Below are 19,814 nucleotides of genomic sequence, written 5' to 3'. Positions count from 1 at the left end.
GGACGGAGCGCGTCTCCCGACCTACGTTTGAACCAGAAGTCTGGCAGGTATGGAAACTCGTATCACAAGACTGCTAGGAATTGAGTTTCCAATCATTCAGGGAGGCATGCAATGGGTTGGCCGGGCCGAACTCGCCTCCGCCGTCTCAAACGCAGGTGGTCTTGGCATCCTGACCGCCCTCACGCAACCAACACCGGAAGATCTCGCAGCAGAGATTGGGCGCTGCCGTGAAATGACAGACAAGCCCTTTGGCGTCAACATCACTATCCTTCCTGCGGCCAAACCGCCTCCTTATGAGGAGTACGCGCAAGTGATAGTGGATTCAGGGATAAAGATCGTCGAAACCGCCGGGCGAAACCCGCAACCATTCCTGCCTGGGTTCAAGGCAAACGGTATCAAGGTCATTCACAAATGTACGTCCGTAAGGCACGCTCTGAAAGCCGAGAGCATAGGTTGTGATGCTGTCAGCGTCGATGGTTTCGAATGTGCCGGGCATCCTGGCGAGGACGACATCCCGAACTTCGTCCTATTGCCGATCACGGCAGCGAAGCTCACCATTCCGATTGTGGCGTCAGGCGGAATTGCCACGGGTGGGCAGATGGCCGCAGCGTTCGCGTTAGGCGCGGAAGGAATCAATATGGGCACACGCTTTGTCGCCACCCAGGAAGCGAATGTTCACGATAATGTGAAAAGAAAGCTAGTCGAAGGAAATGAGCTTGATACGGCATTGATCTATAGAACCTTGAAAAACACAGGGCGTGTTTACCGAAACAAGATAGCGGAGCAGGTACTTGAGATAGAAAACCGACCCGGCGAGACCAATTTCTCCGATATCTACCCCCTTGTATCCGGTACTAGAGGGCGAGAGCAGGTGATCGAGCGCGGAATGACAGACGACGGGTTGCTCTGGGCTGGCTTGGTTATGGGACTCATTGATGACATACCCACCTGTGAGGAACTCATTACACGCACGGTTAATGACGCGCGTGCCGTTTTGAACTCGGCCATCAGCCACTTCTAGTTTGCATTCTGGGGCGGCTCTTGGGCGCGAATTCTGTTATGAACGAGTCATACGAAACTCTTCTTTGTAGCGTGGAGGAAGGAATCCTCACGCTAACCCTTGACCGACCGGACAAGCTCAACTCATTCACAGTTGAGATGGCGAATGAGCTGGTGGACGCGTTCTGCAGAGCCAGTGAAGATGACCATGTAAGCGCAATCGTCCTGACCGGCGCCGGGCGTGCCTTTTGCGCAGGAATGGACCTTGGTGCCAAAGGAAATGTATTTGGTCTTGACGAAAGCCTGGCGCCGACGCTTGAGGACATGCACCAGCGACTCGACGATCCTGAAATTCATAGTGGAGTGAGAGACACAGGCGGAAGAGTCTGCTTGGCTATATTTGACTGCAAGAAACCTGTGATAGCCGCGATTAATGGGCCGGCCATTGGCGTTGGCGCTACAATGACCTGCGCGATGGACATCCGCCTTGCGTCCGAGAAGGCACGAATTGGATTCGTATTCAACAAGATAGGCATTACGCCAGAGGCTTGTTCAAGTTGGTTTCTGCCGCGTATCGTTGGAATTTCCCAAGCGCTGGAATGGTGTTATAGCGGTGATATCTTCGATGCTGCCACCGCGGAGAAAGCGGGTCTGGTAAAAGCGGTTGTACCGTCGGAGAACTTGCTCAACGAAGCCAAATTGATTGCGAAAGGTATTGCTGAGAAATCACAGGTGTCTATAGCCTTGACAAGACAGATGATGTACCGCAACTCGACGCTTTCACATCCTCTTGAGGCACACAGAATTGACTCCCTGGCAATGTTCTACGCGAGCATCGCGGACGGTAAGGAAGGCGTCAATTCGTTTCTGGAAAAACGCAAACCGCGATTCGTTGCGAGCGCGTCCAAAGATATGCCCGATTTCTACCCGTGGTGGTAATGACCTGTTAGCGCTACTTGTGCGCTGATATGTCAATAAGGATATCTGCCAGTCAAGTTTGCCGTGGTGGAGAAAAGTACTATGAAAGTCTTGGTGGTGTTCGCTCATCCACGAGAAAACAGTTTCAACACGCAAATCAAGGACGAGTTCGTGATGACTGTTGAGTCACTTGGACATGAAGTCCGCGTGAGAGACTTGTATCGGCAAAAGTTCGATCCCGTGGCTTCTCCCGAAGACTTGGCTGCGGGCGGGACGTCGAATTACAAGGAGGACGTCAGGACCGAGCAGGAGCATATTCTTTGGAGCGATGTCATCACGTTCATCTATCCAATTTGGTGGATTTCCTTTCCGGCAATACTGAAGGGGTATGTAGATCGTGTATTGGTTGATGGGTTTGCGTATGGTCATGGACTCGGCAAGAATCACACAGCCGGTCTCCTGGAGGACAAGCGCGGACTGCTCATATCCACATCCGGCTCTACCAAGAGCGAATTTGTCGCGAGCAGAAAGATGGAGGCAATAACTCTTTCTCAAGACAAATATACGCTTGAATTCTGCAATATTTCCGTTATCGATCACATTCACTTCGGACCTGTCGGCTCCCGAACAACGCCGGACATGGCTAATGCGTATCTGGAGGAACTTCGACAGAAGGCAAATGCCTACTTCAGCCAAGCCTGATACCGAATTCGGTTTGTGTTCCAACGCGGGCAGGGGAAGCCCGCGACGTGTTATCGGATGTGCAATCGGTAAGCGATGAAGCCGGAAATTGCCATTGGCACGGCAAAGAAAACAAAGTTTGCCGACATGTCGAAACCTGCAGCGATCAGATAGCCGGCAACCGCAGGCCCGGCCACGGCGCCGGAGCGGCCGAGACCGAGACACCAGCCGATGCCGGTGCTGCGGATTTTGGTCGGATAGGCTTTGGCGGCTGCACCGGACAAGCCAATGAAGCCGCCCTGTGCCATGATGCCGATGGCCATGATAAGTCCGAGCAGCAAATTCCGGTGCGCCGGAGCATAAGCGAAAACGATCATCCCTACCGCCGATGCAACAAGCATCACCATCACCAAATTAGTGAGCTTTAGGCGAGTGGACAGAATGCCCGCCAAATACGTGCCAATAATGCCGCCAAGGTTGAATAGAAAGAACGCTTGGCGCCCGGTCGCCGCACCAAAGCCGGAGTCCTCCATCAGCTTGGGAATCCAACTCATCAGAAAGTAAAGTGTGCTGAAGCTCAATAAAAATGCAGTCCACAATGTCAGCGTCAATTTCTTGTGGTCCGTTTCCAGCAATTTCTTGACGTTCGTCAATACGCCGCCAGACGAAGGAGCCACGGCTAACTCCGGCAGAGCATCGACCTCAGGTTTCTTGAGTTTCCTCAGAATTTTGTTGACCCGTTCAAGGGCGTGATTCGGTCGCCTCTCGAACAGATAGCTCAATGACTCGGGAATAAGTGCAAAGGCCACTACTACCATGGCAACCGTGAGGCCCCCGCCGAACAAGAACATGCCTCGCCAGCCGAACTCCGGCATGACATAGTTCGCCACCACTGAAGTCATCATTGCGCCCAACGAATAGCCGGAGCCGACCAACAAGACCGAAAGAGCGCGGTATTTTTCCGGGCTGTATTCGGCTGCAAGCGCCGCCTGACAGGTCAGCATCGCGCCCGCACCTACCCCAGCGACAAACCGCAGGACGATAAACTCGGTCAGGCTTGAAGCTTGTGAGGTAAGCAGTACCGATACACCAACCAGCACGATTGAGATAATCACGAGTTTTCGGCGACCAATCTGGTCCGAAACGGGGCCAAGGAACATTGCACCTATCATCATGCCGGCCAAGGCGAAACTGAATATCCAGCCCAATTGGTCCGGGGATAGCACTAGTTCGGTGGCGACGGAGCTGGCAACCACCGCCATGGCGGTGATATCGAAGCCGTCGAGCATGTTGAAGAAGAGGCAAAGGACAATAACCAGAATCTGCTGCGCGCTGACCTGCCCCTTGTCGATGACTTCAGCGACAAGCGTTTGATTGGTAGCGGTGTTGGCAGTTGTCATGATTGGTCCTTTCGCTGTTCACATCACATCATTAGATCCAACGGCAATTGCAGCGCCGGCATGAGGCTCTCCGGAACCGAGGGTAATGGGCGTTGCAGGAGTCCGAGGATGTTCAATCAGAGGGGATCAGGAAACCAGGAAGCCACCGTCAATAGGCAGCACCGTGCCTGTCAGATAGTCGGTCGTCATCGCGTAGATATAGGCCGCAGCGGTGTGCTCAATTTCAGCAACCCACCCAACTGGGTTGAGCTTCTCAAATTCGTGGCTCAGGTGATCCCAAAGCCCTTCGGCAATATCATCGTATAGCGGTGTGCGCACTAGCCCAGGGCTCACCACGTTTACGCGCTTTGGCGCCAGCTCACGTGCACCGTAGAGTGCCAGGCCATCAATTGCGCAGTTGTTGGGTCCGATTACTGCGTGGTTATCCAGGTATCGCTTGCCGGCGACTCCGGAAGTGAGTGTGATCGAACCATTCTCTGCAACATTCGACGCCCCAATTTGCATACACATGAATTGCGACCAGTACTTGGACAACATGAACTGCTTGGACTTCTCCAAGTCCAGCTTATCAAGCGAAGTCATCGCAAAAGGCAGCAAGTCCGGGCTCGCATTATGTTGCGTGCAAACCAGATGATCCGTCTGTCCCAATGCCTGAAAAGTCTTGCGTAGAGTTGTCTCGTCAGTCGCGTCTGTGCTGAGGAACTCAAAGCCATGCGATTCTGCGGTTTGCTGAGGATTGCGGCTGACAATGGTTACCTTTGCGCCTTGCTTGCTCGCGGCCAGCGCGACACCCAGTCCAATTCCGCGCGAGCCACCGACAATGGCGACTTTCTTTCCTTTCAAATCCATAGCGAATTCCTCATCAATTAGTTCAGTTTGACTATCGGCTTTACGGTTTTCCCGCTTTCGAGGTCATCGATAGCCTGATTAATGTCGGAGAAGTCGTAGAACTTCACCATTTTGTCGAGGGGATACCTTCCTTCAACGTAGAGTTGAACAAGCTCTGGGATCAGGACATCAGGAATCGAGTCTCCGGCCAGAATGCCGCGAATCGTCTTACCTTTGAATAAGTCATAAATGTCGATATCGATACTCGAACCTGGCGGTGACACGCCGACCACACCACAAGTCCCGGTTTGCGAAAGGCATTCAAACGCCTGCGAAAGCACTGACGGTATTCCGGTCGCCCAAAGCGAATAGTGAACTCCCACTCCACCGGTCATTCTTCTGATTTCCTCGACAGGGTCCACTCTAGACGCATCGACTACATCAGTGGCGCCGAGCTCCTTTGCGAGTTCAAGGCGATCTTCCACGATATCTACGGCGATGATTGTGCGGGCACCCGACAACTTGGCAGCCATAATCGCGGCAAGGCCAACTGCCCCGGAACCGAAGGACGCGAAGGACGAGCCCATCGGGACCTGCAGAGAGCGAAGCACAGCACCGGCACCCGTCTGAAACCCACAGCCCAAAGGCCCGAGGTACTCGAGGGGCACGTCGGCACGCACCTTCACAACAGAGTCTTGAGTGGCTACTACGTGTGTCGAAAACGACGATTGCCCCATGAAGGCCGAGGACACCGATTCGCCTGATTCAAGCGATAGATACGACTTGGTGCGCTTTCCGGTACCGGAAAAAATCCACTCTTGCGTCTTGGGACAGTAAGTCGGTCGGCCAATCAAACAGTTATGGCAAACGCCACAGTGCGGATAGGTCAGTACGACGTGGTCGCCCACACTGACTTTGTCAGCGCCGACTCCAACTGCCTCAATGATGCCGGAACCTTCGTGGCCGAGAACTCCGGGCAGCGGGAATGGCAGATAACCGTCCCGCACGGACAAATCCGTATGGCAAATGCCACTCGCAACTAACCTCACGAGCACTTCCTGCGGTAGAAGTTTGTCATCAAGCTCCGCACTCGTGAGCTGAAACGGCTGCCCCGCCCCAGTGGCTATTGCGACATCCACCTTCATTATCGTGCCTCCCTTGTGGACTTGTTATACTAACATTAGCAATTGAGTTCGGAAATGCGAAGCGACCCGGATCGGGTCATAAGCAGTTTTGCATATGCGTCTGACGGCCTTTGTTTTTCCATCGCAATCCGCTGAATCCTTTTGTGACGGCCTAAGTTATAACTTGGCTTTCATCAGTCTTAAGTTAGTGTGTTTTGGCGCCAGAGCAGCGCCCAATATTGCGATCGGCCCGAGTTAGTCCTGCGTCGATCATCTGAGTCGGGGGACCTGCCGAATTGGATGGCTTCACAAAGAACACGTGGTTCGTCTTGTGCCTTGTCAGCACAGGCATCTTGTGCTCGTCCCTGACACTGTCCGCGCTGAATCCGGCCGTTCCGGAAATTGCCAATGAGCTCAAGGCAACAGCTACCGAAGTAGGTCTCCTTCCTGCTGTCTTCATGCTTACAAACACGATTTTCATGATGCCGTTCGGCCGTATGTCAGACCGGTTCGGCAGAAAAAGAGTCTTTGTACTGAGGACGCTCTTTTTCGGAATAGCTTCGCTGATGGCTAGCTTTGCCCCGTCGTTCGAAGTATTGATTTCTCTAAGAGCAGTGCAGGGTATCGCAAGCGCGATGATTTTTTCCACCGGGATTGGGATAGTTTCTTCCGTATCCAGCAAGGATACGCAAGGTTTGGCCATTGGCATTGTTATTGCCGTTGGGTACGTTGGGTTAAGCGCAGGCCCGCTACTTGGTGGTTGGCTTACCGAAAATCATAGCTGGAGATTCGTATTCCTTTCATTTGTTCCGCTATCCCTGTTTGCCGTAACAGTAGGCATTTGGTTTGTAAGGGGAGACTGGAAGAGTGATCTCGTTGAGCCGTTCGATTGGAGCGGTTTTGTTGGATTTTCGGCTTCGATCTTCTGCCTGTTCTTCAGTATTTCAGTTCTGCCCAACCCAAATGCGTATGCGCTGCTGGTGATTGGTTTGATTCTTATGTCAATCTTCTGTCGGGATCAGCTACGCAAGAAGCATCCGCTGATCAAGATACGACACTTGCTGGAGAATTCTGTTCTCGGCAAATCGCTCTTGTCCGCCGTTCTCATGTATATGGCTGCAACTGCCCAGCCATTCTTGCTTAGTCTGTATTTTCAGTACTCGCTTGGACTTAGTCCGACATTCGCCGGGCTGATACTGGTTGTCCCTGCGGTCATTGTTGCAGTTGCTTCACCCCTCTCGGGCAGGTTGTCGAATGCGCTCCCTCGCGGGCAAGTTACATTCGCCGGAAGCATTACGATGTCGCTCGGCCTTTTGTTGTTACTCGGGGTAATGTTCGATTACCCACTGTTCTTTGCTATCGTGGGGTCGCTTTTCTATGGCCTTGGATTTGGTATTTTCCTGGCGCCCAATTACGCGCAGGCGATGGCATCGGTCAGTTCAGAGCGCCTTGGAGTAGGATCAGCATTGCTTAATGTGTTCAGGACAGTGGGCACGTTGCTCGGCGCCCTTGCAACCATGCTGGCGATGGCACTACTGATTGGTGACACAGCCATGAATATGGCAACAGAAAATGAAATGCAGGCAGTGGTCGGCTCGATCGTACTGATCTCTTGCGTCTGCAGCTTGGTCACTGCCTATATCGCCCATTCGCTAAAGCTCACGAAGCCAAAAACGTCACCTGGAGTGTAGTCATGCGTTACCAAATGTGCCATTTCCCATAGGAACGAATCTATCCGGTGGCGCTGGCTTTGAACGTCTTGGGCAGGTGTCCCGCAGACAGTCCTCCATCGACCATTAACTCAGAGCCATGAATGTAAGACGCATCTGGACTTGCGAGAAACAGGACGCTCTTTGCAATCTCCTCTGGGTCTGCAAATCGATCCATTGGGATATGTGACTGAACTTCTCCTCGAGCTTTCAATTCGTGGTCTTGATAACTTGCATCGGAGGACCAGCCTTGCTGCGACCAGATTCCAGTATTTGCCGCTCCGACCGCGACGAGGTTTACTCGAATACTGTAGCCATGGCGGCTGCACTCAAGAGCGGCAGTTCTCGTAAGCGAACCGATCGCTGCTTTGGTAGCAGCGGCGGGCCCAACGTAGGTAAAGGACTGATGGGCCGTCGCAGAGCCGACATTGATTATTACACCACCTCGATCCTTCATTGTCATAATCCCGTGCTTGATGCCCAGAAATACACCAGTGAGGTTGACCCCCAAGATAAATTCCCAACTGTCAACATCTATTGTTTCAAGTGCGCCGCCCATGGTGACCGCGGCGTTATTGATCAGGATATCCAGATCGCCTTCTTCTGACGCAATTGACTCCATGACCTGTACCCAGTCCGATTCGCGAGATACGTCCAGATTCATGTAGCGTGCATTCAAGTTTCTCTGACGGAATCCCTTGGTGGTCGCTTTCCCCCTTGCACCGTCCACATCGGCGAGAATTACCGCGGCTCCGGATTCCAGGAATGCTTCAGATACCGCTGCACCAATTCCACTGGCTGCCCCGGTCACCAATACCGTTGAGTCAGAAAATGTTCCCATAGTACGGCTCCAGTTCAACTATTCTGCGGATGCCCAAGATCGATCATTGGAAGTAGGTCAATGAGTAACTGTCCAGATCCTTCATTAGCTTGTTTTCGAATGTGGAAAACAACGATCCAAGTTTGAGCTCCAGCGCTTGATCACTGGAACTCCATGGCACGGACAGTGCCAGCACCGACTGGTCCTCAACAGCCCTGAATATGTCAGCAAGAGTAATTTCGGCAGGCTCCATCGCCAGATTTGAGCCCCCTCCTGGCCCGCGAGTTGTGCGGAGAATCTTGTTCTTCACCATTTCCGAAACCAACTGCCTTATTCTCGCGGGGTGATCATTCAGGGACTTTGCAATTTCTTTTGTTGTAACGGATTCGGGATGGTGCCTAGCCATATAGACACAAATCTCAATGGCCTTCGCTAGTTTTATCGACTTCGGCATGGCAGGAAGTATTGCACGTGTTTCAGAGAAGTTCGTGCAGCAACAGTGACGGGGGCATAGAAACACACAATTCGCCAGCTCGTCAAGACGAAGCCGAGCAGGCCATTAGTTGTGCCCTCGTTACATCTTGGACAAGGCAGCATTTGGCTGGCTGTGTTCTTCAATTCGCCCGGATACTACCGGCAGCGTAATCCAATACGGAAATGAGCCTGAAGCGGTGGGTTGGATCGGAGCGGTAGTCGTGGCTGGGATGGTTGCTGCCAGGGTTTCTATCTTGAGGTTTGGGCGCCGGGTGTTCAAGGGTTCTGCGGCGGGTTTTTCTTCCTGATCCAAAGTTTCTGGTGGCGGGTCCTGTGGGGTTGTGGTCGAGAGGTCCGCGAGTGGGGTGAAGTCGTAACAAGGTAGCCGTACGGGAACGTGCGGCTGGATCACCTCCTTTAAGAGCAAAACCCTCGGTCCTTGATGGACCGGTTCTCGGAGAAGTGGTCCCCAAATTTTGGACAGGGTTGTAAGGTGGAATGTGCGCTGATGAGAGGATCATACGAGGATGGCGAAGCGCCGCAATTTTTCACCGGATTTCAAGGCCCGTGTCGCGCTGGCGGCGATCCGCGGTGACGGCACGCTGGCCGAGCTGGCGGCCCGCTACCAAGTGCATCCGAACGTGATTTGCAACTGGAAGCGCACGGCGCTGGAAGGGCTGAAGAGCACGTTCACGCGTGGTGTACGCGCTGCCGGTCGAGGTCACGAGGAGGAGATCACGCGGCTTCAGGCGAAGATTGGGGAGTTGGTGGTGGAGCGGGATTTTTTAGCCAAGGCCTTCGATCGCTGAGCGTGGATCGGAGGCGTGGATTGATGGATCCAAAAGACACGGGGCTGAGCCTGGTGCGCCAGTGCGCTTTGGTGGGCATTTCCCGCTCAAGCTATTACTACCGTCCGTTAGGCGAGCGTGCGGAGAACCTGCGCTTGATGCGGCGGATGGACGCGTTGTATTTGAGCTGTCCGTGGTATGGCTCCCGGCAGATGACCCGTGCACTGCGCCGCATGGGCGACGGCGTGGGGCGCAAGCGGGTGCGCCGGCTGATGCGGGTCATGGGGCTTCGCTCGCTGGCGCCGCGGCCGAACACCTCGCGCCGTGCTCCAGAGCATCGGGTATATCCGTATCTGTTGCGCGATCTGGCGGTGCGCCGGCCCAACCAGGTGTGGTGTGCCGATCTGACGTATGTGCCGATGGCGCATGGGTTTTTGTATCTGGTGGCCATCATGGACTGGTATTCGCGCAAGGTGCTGTCCTGGGGGCTGTCCACGACGCAGGACACGGCGTTTTGCGTGGATGCGCTGGCCGAGGCCCTTGCCCGTAACGGCCCGCCCGAGGTGTTCAACACCGACCAGGGCAGCCAGTTCACTTCCAGCGCGTGGACGGGCCAGTTGCGTGCCTACGGCATCCGCATCTCCATGGACGGCAAGGGCCAGTGGAGCGACAACGTGTTTATCGAACGGCTGTGGCGCTCGCTGAAGTATGAGTGCGTATATCTGCAGGCGTTTGCTGATTTCGGCGAGGCCCGTGAGGGAATCGGCGCGTGGTTGCGGTATTACAACCGCGAACGCCCGCACTCGGCGTTCGGCGGCCTGACACCGGCGGAAGCGTACGCCGGCGTCGAACACCTGGGCCTGGCGGCGTAGGAAGTCGATGGCAAGTCCGGCGCTGTGGATTTTGTGGACGAGTCCTTCGGAGCGGCTCGCGCCCTGCGGGCCGTGGGGACAGCCCGTGGATAACGCTACCGCGTTACCCACCGCCTGCCCCCACTCGCGCGCCTCTCGCCCACAAAGTCCACAGCGTCAACAACAGGCTCTTTTTGACGAAAGAGAAAACGTATACTGCTCAACTTGGCAGCATTCGATGAACGGCAGATTCCACCTTAATTTGGCTGCCTGCCTGTCCAAGCATTGGGGACCACCTCTCGGGTTCCCACACTCAAGCTTGTCGCCTGTTCCGGGACGTTTGTTTGCCCATCTCCTCAGGTATGGTTAGTATGGGCACATGAAAACAACCCTCGATATTCACGACGAACTTCTCGCGCGGGCCAAGCGCCGGGCCAGGGTTCAGGGCCGTTCCTTGCGCGCGCTGGTCGAGGATGGACTGCGGTTGGTGCTTGGCGCACCGCGACCGCGGCGCCCCTATTCGATGCCCGACCTGCGCGAGGGCGATCCGCTAGCGTCCGATCCATTGGAACGTTATTCCTGGCCCGAACTCCGCGAACTGATCTACGGTGATCCCGGCACACGTTGATTGCCGTCGACACCAACGTGCTCGTTTACGCCCATCGCCGGGAAGCAACGGTGGGCGCTGCCGCGCACGCACTGATGGCTGATCTTGCCCAGGGCGACCGTCCTTGGGCGATTCCGTGGCCCTGCTGCTACGAGTTCCTGAGCGTGGCAACCAACCGCCGAATCTGGAGAGATCGCGCCACGCCTCCGCATAGGGCCTGGCGTCAGTTCCAGGCATGGATTGGCTCGCCGTCGAACCGAATGATTGGTGAAACCGAAAATTTCGAGGTTGTCTTGCAACGCTTTGCGGATCGTCCGCACGTTGTCGGCGGGGTGATTCATGATGCCCGTATCGCGGCCATCTGCGTAGCGCACGGTGTGGAAGCCCTGCTTACCCGGGACCGGGACTTTTCGCTGTTTCCCGAGTTGCGAACCCGGGACCCATTTGCGGCGAATTAGACTGTTGCGCCGCTTTCTGCGGCTAGGAGGAATACATGACGGCTTACATCATTGTTGCGGCGCGCGTGGACAAGCGCACCGAGGGTTTTATCGAGTATTCGAAGCGCGCCGGCGAGCTGACCACCCGCTGCGGCGGTGAGTACATCGTGCGTGGGCCGGCGGAAACGGTACTGGAGGGTGTCAATGCCGAAGTAAATTTCCCCAATTGTGCCGAAGTAAAAATCCCCACTTTTTTGGATATGTCGGATCATTCTGAGCTTTTGCGTAGGGGCGGGCGTCCGCGGCGTTTCTTTGGCTTGACGGGCGCGGTGATGGGCGGCAGCCGCAAGTTTTCCGGAACCAGCTTGGCGTGTTCTCTTAGCCGGTAGCTGTTGCCGGCGATTTCGATCACGATGGCATGATGCAAGAGGCGGTCGAGCAGTGCGGCGGCGACCACGTTGTCGCCGAACACTTCGCCCCATTCGCTAAAGCCCCGGTTGGAGGTGAGGATGACGGCGCCGCGTTCGTAGCGGGCGTTGATGAGTTGGAAGAACAGGTTGGCGCCGCCCTTTTGCACTGGCAGGTAGCCGACCTCGTCGATGATCAACAGGGCGGGGCGGGCGATGTAGGCGATGCGCTGTTTGAGTTTGCCTTCGCGCTCGGCTTGGGCCAGGGTGTCGATAATCTCGGCCAGGGTGGCGAAGTAGACGCTGTTGCCGGCCTTGACCGCCTCGACTCCCAAGGCGACCGCCAGGTGGCTCTTGCCGGTTCCCGGGGGACCGAGCAGATGCACCACTTCGCCGCGTTCGATAAAGCCGAGTTCGGCCAGGGCCAGGATGCGGTTTTTCTCCAGCGACGGCTGGAAGCTGAAGTCGAAGCCTTCGAGCGTCTTGATCCGGGTCAGCCTGGCGGTCATCAGCGACGACTTGATGCGCCGTGTCTCGCGCGTGGCGTGCTCTTCGCTGAGTAGCTCGTCGAGCAGTTCAATCGCTGAGAGTTGGCCGTCCTCGACGCGGCGCATGCAGGCATCCAGGACTTCCAGGGCCCGGCTCATCTTCAAGCCCACCAGGTGCGAGCGGATCCGCTCAAGAGGCGTCTCGGGCAACGTCCTCATCGGGCTTCTCCACCCGCCAGGGTCTGTCCGACCCGGTCATAGACACGCAGATCGCGCCGGGCGACTGTCTGGCCGGCCGGGGGCAGCAGGACCAGGCCGCGGGTTCGCTTGCCTCCCGCGCCCGGCGGCGGCCAGCGCCGGTGGCCGGGCGCCAGCCGGCTTTGCCCGCGGCCTTCCAGCACCGGATGCGCCGCCAACAGCCGCGAGTCCTCGTAAATGTGTACTTCGTCCGCCAGGGTCTGCACCTTCACCACCCGCCGGCGGGTGCGGTCCGGCACGCTGTAGCGGTTGCCGTTCACGCTCACCATCCCATCGTGGCTGACCCGGCGCTGTAGGCTCAACACGGCGTTGAACGGCATGCCAGGCAACGAACCCAGCAGTTCGCATTCCTCGGCATAGGCCTCCTGGACCACGCGCCGGGTCGTGCCGTGACAGCGGGCGTTGGCCACCGTCGCAAGCCAGTCTGCGAACTGGGTGTTGAGATCGTCGATGTTGCAAAAGGACCGGGCCAGGAAGAAGTCCTCGCGGATGTATCGGAACGGACGCTCTACCTTGCCCTTGGTCTTGGCCCGGTAGGCCGCGCAGGCGCGCGGCGCAAACCCGTAATGCGCGGCCAGCTCCAATAGCTTGGGATGGTAGATCACGTGCCGATCCTCGGTCTCGCCCAACACCACCGTCTTCATCCGGTCATACAGGATGCGCCTGGGCATGCCGCCGAGGGCCTTAAGGCCCTCCATGTGGCAACGCAACACACTCGCCAGGTTCTGGCCGAACACGAATCGGCCGGTGAGAAAGCGGCTATACCCCAGCACCAGCGAAAACAGCCACACCACCCGAACCTGATCCGGCTGATCGGTAAACACCGTCTTGAACTGCGCAAAGTCCACTTGCGCCTGCTCGCCCGGCGCGGTCTCGAAGCGATGCTCAAAACCCGGCGGCGCCAGCGGGCGGATCGTCCGGACGTAGGCGGTCAGTTGGGAATAGCCGCCCGGATAGCCCAACGCCCGAATCTCCCGCAATAAGCGGGTGGCGCGCAGACCCGGATACGCCGTCACGCGCTCGCGCACATACGACCGATACGGATCCAGCAACTGCGCCCGCGGCGCCCGCGGCCCATACGAGGGCGCCTGCAAACCCACCTGGAGATACTTGCGAACCGTCTTGCGGTCCATACCCACGCGCCGGGCAATCGCCGAGATCGACAGACCCTCTTCACGCAACTGATGAATCATGAACAACTCTCCACTTCGTACCAAAGCGTCGCCCTCGTTGCTGAAAACGCTCCATGCTCTGCGGGTTGAGTTGCCGAGGCAACCCAACCCGAATACTCAGCAACTGTGGATTTTTACTTCGGCAGAAATGGGGAGTATTACTTCGGCAGTGACAGAGGGCGACATGTGGAGCAGCCGCCCCTGCGTCGTATCCCGCTGGCCGTCTCTGGAAGCCGCCAAGGCGTTCTGGAACAGCCAGGAGTACCAGGAGGTGCTCAAGCCGCTGCGCGCCGACACCGGCCTCTACGACGTGGGCCTGTTCGAGGGCACCTGAGCGACCGCGTCCGCGCTTGCCGGTGGCGGAGCGGGTCGCTTAACTGCGTCGTTATTCACGGCTATTCGTGATGGTCACGAATACGCTAACGCTCACTCTGCCCGGCGTTCCCTGCCAAGAGCTACCGCAATTGGTGATGCAGGGCGTAGCCCGCTCAATCCGGGCGCGTTTCGGAACCCGTGTCTTTGTCCGCTCTTATTCCCTCTATCGCGGTTCGTAGCGCATTTCCGAATTCACTCACCAGTTTCTGCGCAACCAACTCGGCTTCCTCCTCAACCGTTAGTGGCTCCCTCTTATAGTCTGGAATGTAGATTCGCAGAATCGATGCGCCACTATGACGCTGGTGTGCTTTTGCCTCACTCATTGTCTGTCCCCTGTTGGTAACGAGCCATCACCCGAGGGTTCAACTCGGGCTGGAAGTAGTGAACCGTACCGGGTTTACCGGAGGCTCTAGATTTTGAGTGGAGTGCCCCCGGTTTGCTGGATACTTCCGTGGTGTCCACCATTCCCGGGGCACTCCACGGCACTATACTCATCCAGCAACCGCTATGTCGGCATTCTCGATGGCTGAAACCGCCTATCACAAGATCCGCACCGAACGCGCTCCCAAGCCCGAGGGATGCCCCGTGGATCACGTGTTCTCGCCCTTCGCGCCGGAATACGTCGCGGACCCTTATTCGCAACTGCGGCCGCGGCGCCAGGACTCGCCGGTTTTCTATTCCGAGGAGCTCGGGTACCTGGTGGTCACGCGAATGAAGGATGTCGCCGCCGTTTTTTCGAATCCGGATGTATTCTCCTCGGAAAACGTCCAGGACCCGGTGCTGCCCATCTGCGACGCTGCGGCCAAAGTCCTGTCCGCCGCCGACTACGACCCCATCGCCGTGATGTCAAACCGCGCCCGCCCCGATCACACGCGGATCAGGAAGTACACCCAAGCCGGGTTTTCGGGCCGTCGCATTCGGGCGCTGGCGCCTTATGTCCGCGAGCGTTGCGAGGCGCTTGTCGACGGGATGCTCAAGGCCGGCGCACCCTGCGAATTCGTGTCCGCCATCGGGCATCCCTTGCCGGGGCAGACTATCTTCCGCCTGCTCGGTTTCCCCCGGAAGGACGATCCGCAGCTTCAGGAATGGACCACTAACCGGCTTGCCTTCACCTGGGGCAAGACGACGGATGGGGAGCAGGTCGATATCGCCAGGAAGATGCTCGCTTACTGGCGCTACTGCGTGTCCTTTGTGAAGCACCGCCATCGGGAACCAGCCGACGATTTCACGTCGGAACTGCTGGCAGGCCACGATGCGGACCCTGACGACCTCACTTACAAGGAAGTGGAATCGATAGTTTACGGACTGTCGTTCGCAGGCCATGAGATCGTCAGCAACTTTCTCGGCAACTCGCTCGTCTGCCTGCTGTCCAAGCGGGAGAACTGGGAGGCGATCTGCGCCGAGCCTTCCCTGATACCCAACGCTCTTGAAGAGGTATTGCGGTTCAACTCACCGCAGACCAGTTGGCGCAGGGTGGCGATCCGCGACACCGAGATTGCGGGCTACGCGGTCCCGGAAGGCACGCAAATTTTCCTCTCCCTGGGGTCCGCGAACCACGACGAGAACCTCTATCCCGATTCCGGGACCTTTGACATCCGCAGAAAGAACGCTCGGGCGCACATCTCCTTCGGCCGGGGCATCCACTTCTGCCTTGGCAATCGGCTTGCGCAACTGGAGGCACGGATCACGATGGAGACGCTTGTGGAGCGCGTACCGTCGCTTCGCCTCGTCGAAGATCAAACAATTGACTACTTTCCGAACTTTACGTTTCGCGGCCCGAAGGAGCTCTGGCTAAGCTGGTAGGAGAATCGCCGGGCAAGAAGCGCTACCGCGGCGGTCTTTCCGATCACGGCGTCATGTCTTCTCGGCGGCCACTGTGTTGCTGAGGCAGCCGATCCCGGGCACCTCTACAGTCACCACGTCGCCGGGTCGGAGATACTTGGGAGGATCAAGACGCGCACCAGCGCCGTTAGGCGTCCCTGTAGCGATGATGTCGCCGGGCTTCAGATGAAAAAATACTGACAGGTAGCTTATCAGGTACCTGAACGAGAACATCAGGTTGTCGGTTGTGTCGTTTTGACGCTCTTCGCCATTGACCCTGGTAGTAATCTGGAGCTGACCCATCGGATCCAGTTCGTCCGGTGTTACGAGCCATGGTCCCAGCGAGCCGGACTTGGCAAAGTTTTTTCCTTGGGTGACGTTGAACTTCGCGTGACGCAAGAAGTCACGAAGAGATCCTTCATTCATTATCGTGAGTCCGGCGACGTGTTCATGTGCTTTGTCTTCAGGGATACGCCGCCCCTCCTTGCCGACCACGATAACAATTTCGCCCTCGTAGTCGAGCTGATCGGATTCAGGAGGATCAAGAATATCCTGGTTGTGCCCAACGAGGGATTCACGGCTGCGCATGAATACGCTCGGATATATTGGCGTTGAACTCCCGTCCCTATATTCGGCATTGCGATGCGCGTAGTTGACCCCAATGCAAATGATCTTTTGCGGATCTGGAATCGTTGGCAAGAAGTTGATCTCGCGCAGGCAGTAGTCGGGTTCGAGCCGCGCGGCGTCCCTGCCTAGTTCCTGGAGTTGCTGAGACTCAATGGCGCGCCGCAAGCTGGTCAATGCGCTGTGATGCGCGCCGAGATCGACAATGCCGTCACCATCGACGATACCCCACGAGTGCCGACCCTCTTTTTCGAAACTCAAGAATCGCATCCCGCGCTCCTTCAACATCCGGCTTCCATCAATTGCCCGACACCAACGCACCTGTGCGCCGTGGTAGTCATGCGAAGCCGACAGCAACCGAGCCATGGGGGCCAAAGTCGGCTCGCACCCTGTCGCCCGCCTTGACCGCGATGGGTCGCGTAAACGACCCGGCCAGAATCACGTGTCCCGGCAGAAATGCGACGGAATGCGAGGCAAAACGTTGGCAAGCCCAACGAACGCCATGGGCAGGGTGCCCCATTACGCCACCGGCCAAACCGGTTTCTTCGATTTCTCCATTTAGGTAGAGCATTGCGCCGGCCCAAGTCAGATCGATGGAGCGTGGGCAAATCCTGCTGTCACCCAGTACGTAGCCGGCGCTCGCCGCATTGTCGGCAATCGTGTCCATGACATTGCGCGTATAACCAGTATCAGGGTCAACACGAAAGCTGCGGGCGGCAATCAGCTCTAACGCCGGCACAACGTAGTCAGTTGCAGCAAGTACTTGCTCAACCGTTACCTTGTCGCCAGACAGTCGATCCTTGAGCACGAAAGCAAATTCGGTTTCAACGCGCGGGTCGGTAAAGGCAGAAGCGGAAATGGTCGCTCCGTTCCTTATGACCATGTCATCCAGCAAAACACCGAAGTCAGGGGAATTGATTTTCATTGCTACCTGCATGGCCCGCGAAGTCAAACCGATCTTGTAGCCGGTTATTTTTCGCCCGTCGGCTAGCTTGCGTTGTATCCAAGCCCGTTGCACGGCATACGCATCTTCCATGTCCATTTTCGGGAAACGCCTTGTCAACGCGGGGATTTGGATCCGGTCTCTTTCTGCCCGGTACAAGTTGTCCGCACATTCCGTAATATCGGATTTTGAGAGCATCATGGTTCACTGCAGGCCAGAGGTGTTTACAGTACAACTAAAATGTTTATTTCAAGCAGCAAATTGGAAACTTGGTAGGATGCCCCATCAGATAATCGAGTATTCGGCAAATCTCGAAAAAATTGTGGAAATCGACTCGCTGGTTGAGGTAATGCATCAGGCTGCTTTGGCTTCCGATGAATTGCCGATCGCCGGGATGCGAACTCGGGCCGTCAAAAGGGAGTTGTACCGAATCGCCGACAGTCACCCGGACAACGGCTTCATTGGTGTGTCTCTTCGAATTGCACCACGTCCAGCACAGGCAAAAAAAGCGATCGGTGAACACCTGCTGGAGACACTCGCCGAATTTGCTGCCCCGATCATGCAGACTCGGCCAATCGCACTGTCACTTGAGATTCAGGAGATCGACATCGACTATCGCTGGAATCAAAGCAACATCCGCGACTTTCTTGCCCGCAGGGGCCAATAGTGTCACAACTGAAGGAAAACCTTGCAGCAATCGAGAAGCTACTTGTGCCGCTTCGCTCGGAAACGCTTACGCATTTCATCAATGGCAAGAAAGAACCGGGCGCTTCCGGAGAGACGTTCCAGAGCATTACACCAATTGACAACTCAGTGATCGGAAACGTGGCGTCAGGCAATGCGGACGACATAGGCGCGGCATGCAATGTTGCGCAGGATGCCTTCGAAGATTGGAAGGCCATGCCAGGCAAGCAGCGAAAGAAATTACTGCACAAGGTCGCGGATGCCATCACTGACAATGCTCGTGAGATCGCGCTCGTCGAGAGTTACGATTCGGGACAGCCCCTGAGGTTTATGCGCAAGGCGGCAATTCGCGGCGCTGAGAATTTTCGGTTCTTTGCCGATATGGCCCCCAATGCCCGCGATGGTCAATCTTTGCCGGCTGACCAGCATATCAACTACACGATAAGGCAACCGCTAGGTCCAATCGGCGTCATCACGCCTTGGAACACACCGTTCATGTTGTCCACCTGGAAGATCGCACCGGCGCTTGCCGCTGGATGCACTGTCGTGCACAAGCCTGCTGAATGGTCGCCATACACTGCGATGATGCTGGCGGAAATCGCGCACGATGCAGGACTTCCTGCCGGCGTGCTGAACTGTGTCCAGGGGTTTGGCGAATCCGCGGGCAAGGCGCTGACTGAGCATCCTGCAATCAAGGCAGTGGCTTTTGTCGGCGAATCGCAGACCGGCAGGCACATCATGCGTCAGGGGGCAGAGTCCTTGAAGCGGGTCCATTTTGAGCTTGGCGGCAAGAACCCTGTAATCGTGTTTGACGATGCGGACCTCGGGCGCGCACTCGATGCGGTTGCTTTCATGATCTACAGCCTGAACGGTGAGCGTTGCACGTCTTCGAGTCGCCTTCTCATACAAGAGAACATTCAGGACGAGTTCCTGACCAGACTCGTCGATAGAATCGGAAAGATAAAGGTGGGACACCCTCTCGATCCCGAGACAGAGATTGGGCCGCTGGTGCATCGGCGTCACCTAGATAAAGTTTGCAAGTTCTTTGGTTACGCCATTGCCGATGGCGCAAGCATCGCCGTTGGTGGCGTAGCGGTAGAAGGTCCGGGCAATTTCGTGCAACCGACGCTGATAGTCGGCGCCAATAACAGGATGCGGGTTGCACAGCGAGAGATCTTTGGGCCCGTGCTCACGGCGATACCGTTCAAGGATGAGGATGAAGCTATCGCGATTGCGAACGACAGCGACTACGGTCTCGCCGGATACGTGTGGACCAGTGATGTAGGCCGCAGCCACCGCATGGCGCAACGAATTGACGCTGGGATGATATGGGTGAATTCCGAGAACAATCGCCACCTTCCATCGCCGTTTGGCGGCATGAAGGCAAGTGGTATCGGACGCGACGG

Annotated in this window: 20 protein-coding genes and 1 pseudogene (1 of these 21 running past the window's edge); 12 read left to right on the top strand and 9 right to left on the bottom strand. The window is 56.5% G+C overall.

Annotated features, from left to right (window positions below):
* Positions 1 to 49 precede the first annotated feature (49 nt).
* The 3 genes from ACWCOO_RS10105 (at position 50) to ACWCOO_RS10095 (ending at position 2,619) form a co-directional block, all read left to right on the top strand.
* On the top strand, positions 50 to 1,021 hold the full coding sequence (locus ACWCOO_RS10105) for an NAD(P)H-dependent flavin oxidoreductase (RefSeq protein WP_446830847.1): 972 nt from the start codon (positions 50 to 52) through the stop codon (positions 1,019 to 1,021).
* A gap of 38 nt (positions 1,022 to 1,059) precedes the next feature.
* Positions 1,060 to 1,938: a crotonase/enoyl-CoA hydratase family protein gene (locus ACWCOO_RS10100; RefSeq protein ID WP_446830846.1), complete on the top strand. Its 879-nt coding sequence runs from the start codon at positions 1,060 to 1,062 to the stop codon at positions 1,936 to 1,938.
* Positions 1,939 to 2,019: 81 nt separating this feature from the next.
* Entirely contained in the window at positions 2,020 to 2,619 is a 600-nt protein-coding gene (locus tag ACWCOO_RS10095) for an NAD(P)H-dependent oxidoreductase (RefSeq protein WP_446830845.1), read from the top strand.
* 50 nt (positions 2,620 to 2,669) lie between these two features.
* On the opposite strand, the gene ACWCOO_RS10090 is transcribed toward ACWCOO_RS10095, so the two are convergent.
* From ACWCOO_RS10090 to ACWCOO_RS10080, 3 genes are all read right to left on the bottom strand, one after another.
* A complete protein-coding gene (locus tag ACWCOO_RS10090) occupies positions 2,670 to 3,998 on the bottom strand; it encodes an MFS transporter (protein ID WP_446830844.1) in 1,329 nt (442 codons plus the stop codon).
* Positions 3,999 to 4,124: 126 nt separating this feature from the next.
* Entirely contained in the window at positions 4,125 to 4,847 is a 723-nt protein-coding gene (locus ACWCOO_RS10085; protein WP_446830843.1) for an SDR family oxidoreductase, read from the bottom strand.
* Positions 4,848 to 4,864: 17 nt separating this feature from the next.
* The gene (locus tag ACWCOO_RS10080; RefSeq protein ID WP_446830842.1) at positions 4,865 to 5,971 is read right to left on the bottom strand and encodes an NAD(P)-dependent alcohol dehydrogenase; all 1,107 of its coding nucleotides are present in this window, start codon (positions 5,969 to 5,971) and stop codon (positions 4,865 to 4,867) included.
* 275 nt (positions 5,972 to 6,246) lie between these two features.
* Here ACWCOO_RS10080 and ACWCOO_RS10075 point away from each other — a divergent pair, with 275 nt between their 5' ends.
* Positions 6,247 to 7,641, top strand: a complete 1,395-nt coding sequence (locus ACWCOO_RS10075; RefSeq protein WP_446830841.1) for an MFS transporter — start codon at positions 6,247 to 6,249, stop codon at positions 7,639 to 7,641.
* 40 nt (positions 7,642 to 7,681) lie between these two features.
* Here the strand turns inward: ACWCOO_RS10075 and ACWCOO_RS10070 are convergent, their stop codons facing one another.
* Together ACWCOO_RS10070 and ACWCOO_RS10065 are read right to left on the bottom strand one after the other, a co-directional pair.
* Entirely contained in the window at positions 7,682 to 8,500 is an 819-nt protein-coding gene (locus ACWCOO_RS10070; RefSeq protein ID WP_446830840.1) for an SDR family NAD(P)-dependent oxidoreductase, read from the bottom strand.
* A 43-nt stretch (positions 8,501 to 8,543) separates the two neighbouring features.
* Complete coding sequence (locus ACWCOO_RS10065; protein WP_446830839.1) at positions 8,544 to 8,933, bottom strand: RrF2 family transcriptional regulator; 390 nt, start codon at positions 8,931 to 8,933, stop codon at positions 8,544 to 8,546.
* 547 nt (positions 8,934 to 9,480) lie between these two features.
* Here ACWCOO_RS10065 and ACWCOO_RS10060 point away from each other — a divergent pair.
* The 4 genes and pseudogenes from ACWCOO_RS10060 to ACWCOO_RS10045 all read left to right on the top strand — a co-directional run.
* Positions 9,481 to 10,613 (top strand): IS3 family transposase gene (locus ACWCOO_RS10060; RefSeq protein ID WP_446830838.1). Its coding sequence is split into 2 segments (ribosomal slippage): positions 9,481 to 9,748 and positions 9,748 to 10,613, totalling 1,134 coding nucleotides; the frame shifts between segments, so codons are not numbered across the junction.
* A 358-nt stretch (positions 10,614 to 10,971) separates the two neighbouring features.
* Positions 10,972 to 11,220: a type II toxin-antitoxin system VapB family antitoxin gene (locus ACWCOO_RS10055; protein ID WP_446830837.1), complete on the top strand. Its 249-nt coding sequence runs from the start codon at positions 10,972 to 10,974 to the stop codon at positions 11,218 to 11,220.
* On the top strand, positions 11,217 to 11,657 hold the full coding sequence (locus ACWCOO_RS10050) for a type II toxin-antitoxin system VapC family toxin (protein ID WP_446830836.1): 441 nt from the start codon (positions 11,217 to 11,219) through the stop codon (positions 11,655 to 11,657). The genes ACWCOO_RS10055 and ACWCOO_RS10050 overlap by 4 nt, the downstream gene beginning before the upstream one ends.
* A 35-nt stretch (positions 11,658 to 11,692) precedes the next feature.
* Positions 11,693 to 11,782: pseudogene (locus ACWCOO_RS10045) on the top strand (hypothetical protein); the annotation flags it as partial.
* A 122-nt stretch (positions 11,783 to 11,904) separates the two neighbouring features.
* On the opposite strand, the gene istB reads toward ACWCOO_RS10045, so the two are convergent.
* Both istB and istA read right to left on the bottom strand, forming a co-directional pair.
* The gene (gene istB / locus ACWCOO_RS10040; RefSeq protein ID WP_446830835.1) at positions 11,905 to 12,750 is read right to left on the bottom strand and encodes an IS21-like element helper ATPase IstB; all 846 of its coding nucleotides are present in this window, start codon (positions 12,748 to 12,750) and stop codon (positions 11,905 to 11,907) included.
* Complete coding sequence (gene istA, locus ACWCOO_RS10035; RefSeq protein WP_446830834.1) at positions 12,747 to 14,006, bottom strand: IS21 family transposase; 1,260 nt, start codon at positions 14,004 to 14,006, stop codon at positions 12,747 to 12,749. The genes istB and istA overlap by 4 nt, the downstream gene beginning before the upstream one ends.
* A gap of 103 nt (positions 14,007 to 14,109) precedes the next feature.
* On the opposite strand from istA, the gene ACWCOO_RS10030 reads away from it, so the two are divergent.
* Both ACWCOO_RS10030 and ACWCOO_RS10025 read left to right on the top strand, forming a co-directional pair.
* Positions 14,110 to 14,295, top strand: coding sequence for a DUF1330 domain-containing protein (locus tag ACWCOO_RS10030; RefSeq protein ID WP_446830833.1), 186 nt, complete (start codon positions 14,110 to 14,112; stop codon positions 14,293 to 14,295).
* Between the two features lie 563 nt (positions 14,296 to 14,858).
* A complete protein-coding gene (locus ACWCOO_RS10025; RefSeq protein WP_446830832.1) occupies positions 14,859 to 16,139 on the top strand; it encodes a cytochrome P450 in 1,281 nt (426 codons plus the stop codon).
* 51 nt (positions 16,140 to 16,190) lie between these two features.
* Here the strand turns inward: ACWCOO_RS10025 and ACWCOO_RS10020 are convergent, their stop codons facing one another.
* Both ACWCOO_RS10020 and hpaH read right to left on the bottom strand, forming a co-directional pair.
* Positions 16,191 to 17,051, bottom strand: a complete 861-nt coding sequence (locus ACWCOO_RS10020) for a fumarylacetoacetate hydrolase family protein (protein ID WP_446832046.1) — start codon at positions 17,049 to 17,051, stop codon at positions 16,191 to 16,193.
* A gap of 67 nt (positions 17,052 to 17,118) precedes the next feature.
* The gene (gene hpaH / locus ACWCOO_RS10015; protein WP_446832045.1) at positions 17,119 to 17,922 is read right to left on the bottom strand and encodes a 2-oxo-hept-4-ene-1,7-dioate hydratase; all 804 of its coding nucleotides are present in this window, start codon (positions 17,920 to 17,922) and stop codon (positions 17,119 to 17,121) included.
* A gap of 79 nt (positions 17,923 to 18,001) precedes the next feature.
* Between hpaH and ACWCOO_RS10010 the strand changes: the two genes are divergently transcribed.
* The gene (locus ACWCOO_RS10010; RefSeq protein ID WP_446830831.1) at positions 18,002 to 18,391 is read left to right on the top strand and encodes a 5-carboxymethyl-2-hydroxymuconate Delta-isomerase; all 390 of its coding nucleotides are present in this window, start codon (positions 18,002 to 18,004) and stop codon (positions 18,389 to 18,391) included.
* Positions 18,388 to 19,814: the 5' portion of a 5-carboxymethyl-2-hydroxymuconate semialdehyde dehydrogenase gene (gene hpaE / locus ACWCOO_RS10005; protein WP_446832044.1), read on the top strand. It continues 88 nt past the right edge of the window; 1,427 of the gene's 1,515 nt are visible here — the first part of the coding sequence; its start codon is at positions 18,388 to 18,390; the stop codon falls past the right edge of the window. The genes ACWCOO_RS10010 and hpaE overlap by 4 nt, the downstream gene beginning before the upstream one ends.

Source organism: Candidatus Foliamicus sp. (genome assembly GCF_965221325.1).
Classification (GTDB): Bacteria; Pseudomonadota; Gammaproteobacteria; order Steroidobacterales; family Foliamicaceae; genus Foliamicus.
Note: the sequence above shows the minus strand (reverse complement) of the source record. Positions and strands in the feature narration are given on the sequence as shown.

Coding starts and splice junctions, on each gene's coding strand:
- ACWCOO_RS10105 (WP_446830847.1), top strand. CDS start 50: ATGGAAACTCGTATCACAAGACTGCTAGGAATTGAGTTTCCAATCATT.
- ACWCOO_RS10100 (WP_446830846.1), top strand. CDS start 1,060: ATGAACGAGTCATACGAAACTCTTCTTTGTAGCGTGGAGGAAGGAATC.
- ACWCOO_RS10095 (WP_446830845.1), top strand. CDS start 2,020: ATGAAAGTCTTGGTGGTGTTCGCTCATCCACGAGAAAACAGTTTCAAC.
- ACWCOO_RS10090 (WP_446830844.1), bottom strand. CDS start 3,998: ATGACAACTGCCAACACCGCTACCAATCAAACGCTTGTCGCTGAAGTC.
- ACWCOO_RS10085 (WP_446830843.1), bottom strand. CDS start 4,847: ATGGATTTGAAAGGAAAGAAAGTCGCCATTGTCGGTGGCTCGCGCGGA.
- ACWCOO_RS10080 (WP_446830842.1), bottom strand. CDS start 5,971: ATGAAGGTGGATGTCGCAATAGCCACTGGGGCGGGGCAGCCGTTTCAG.
- ACWCOO_RS10070 (WP_446830840.1), bottom strand. CDS start 8,500: ATGGGAACATTTTCTGACTCAACGGTATTGGTGACCGGGGCAGCCAGT.
- ACWCOO_RS10065 (WP_446830839.1), bottom strand. CDS start 8,933: ATGCCGAAGTCGATAAAACTAGCGAAGGCCATTGAGATTTGTGTCTAT.
- ACWCOO_RS10055 (WP_446830837.1), top strand. CDS start 10,972: ATGAAAACAACCCTCGATATTCACGACGAACTTCTCGCGCGGGCCAAG.
- istB (WP_446830835.1), bottom strand. CDS start 12,750: ATGAGGACGTTGCCCGAGACGCCTCTTGAGCGGATCCGCTCGCACCTG.
- ACWCOO_RS10030 (WP_446830833.1), top strand. CDS start 14,110: ATGGGGAGTATTACTTCGGCAGTGACAGAGGGCGACATGTGGAGCAGC.
- ACWCOO_RS10025 (WP_446830832.1), top strand. CDS start 14,859: ATGGCTGAAACCGCCTATCACAAGATCCGCACCGAACGCGCTCCCAAG.
- ACWCOO_RS10020 (WP_446832046.1), bottom strand. CDS start 17,051: ATGCGATTCTTGAGTTTCGAAAAAGAGGGTCGGCACTCGTGGGGTATC.
- hpaH (WP_446832045.1), bottom strand. CDS start 17,922: ATGCTCTCAAAATCCGATATTACGGAATGTGCGGACAACTTGTACCGG.
- ACWCOO_RS10010 (WP_446830831.1), top strand. CDS start 18,002: ATGCCCCATCAGATAATCGAGTATTCGGCAAATCTCGAAAAAATTGTG.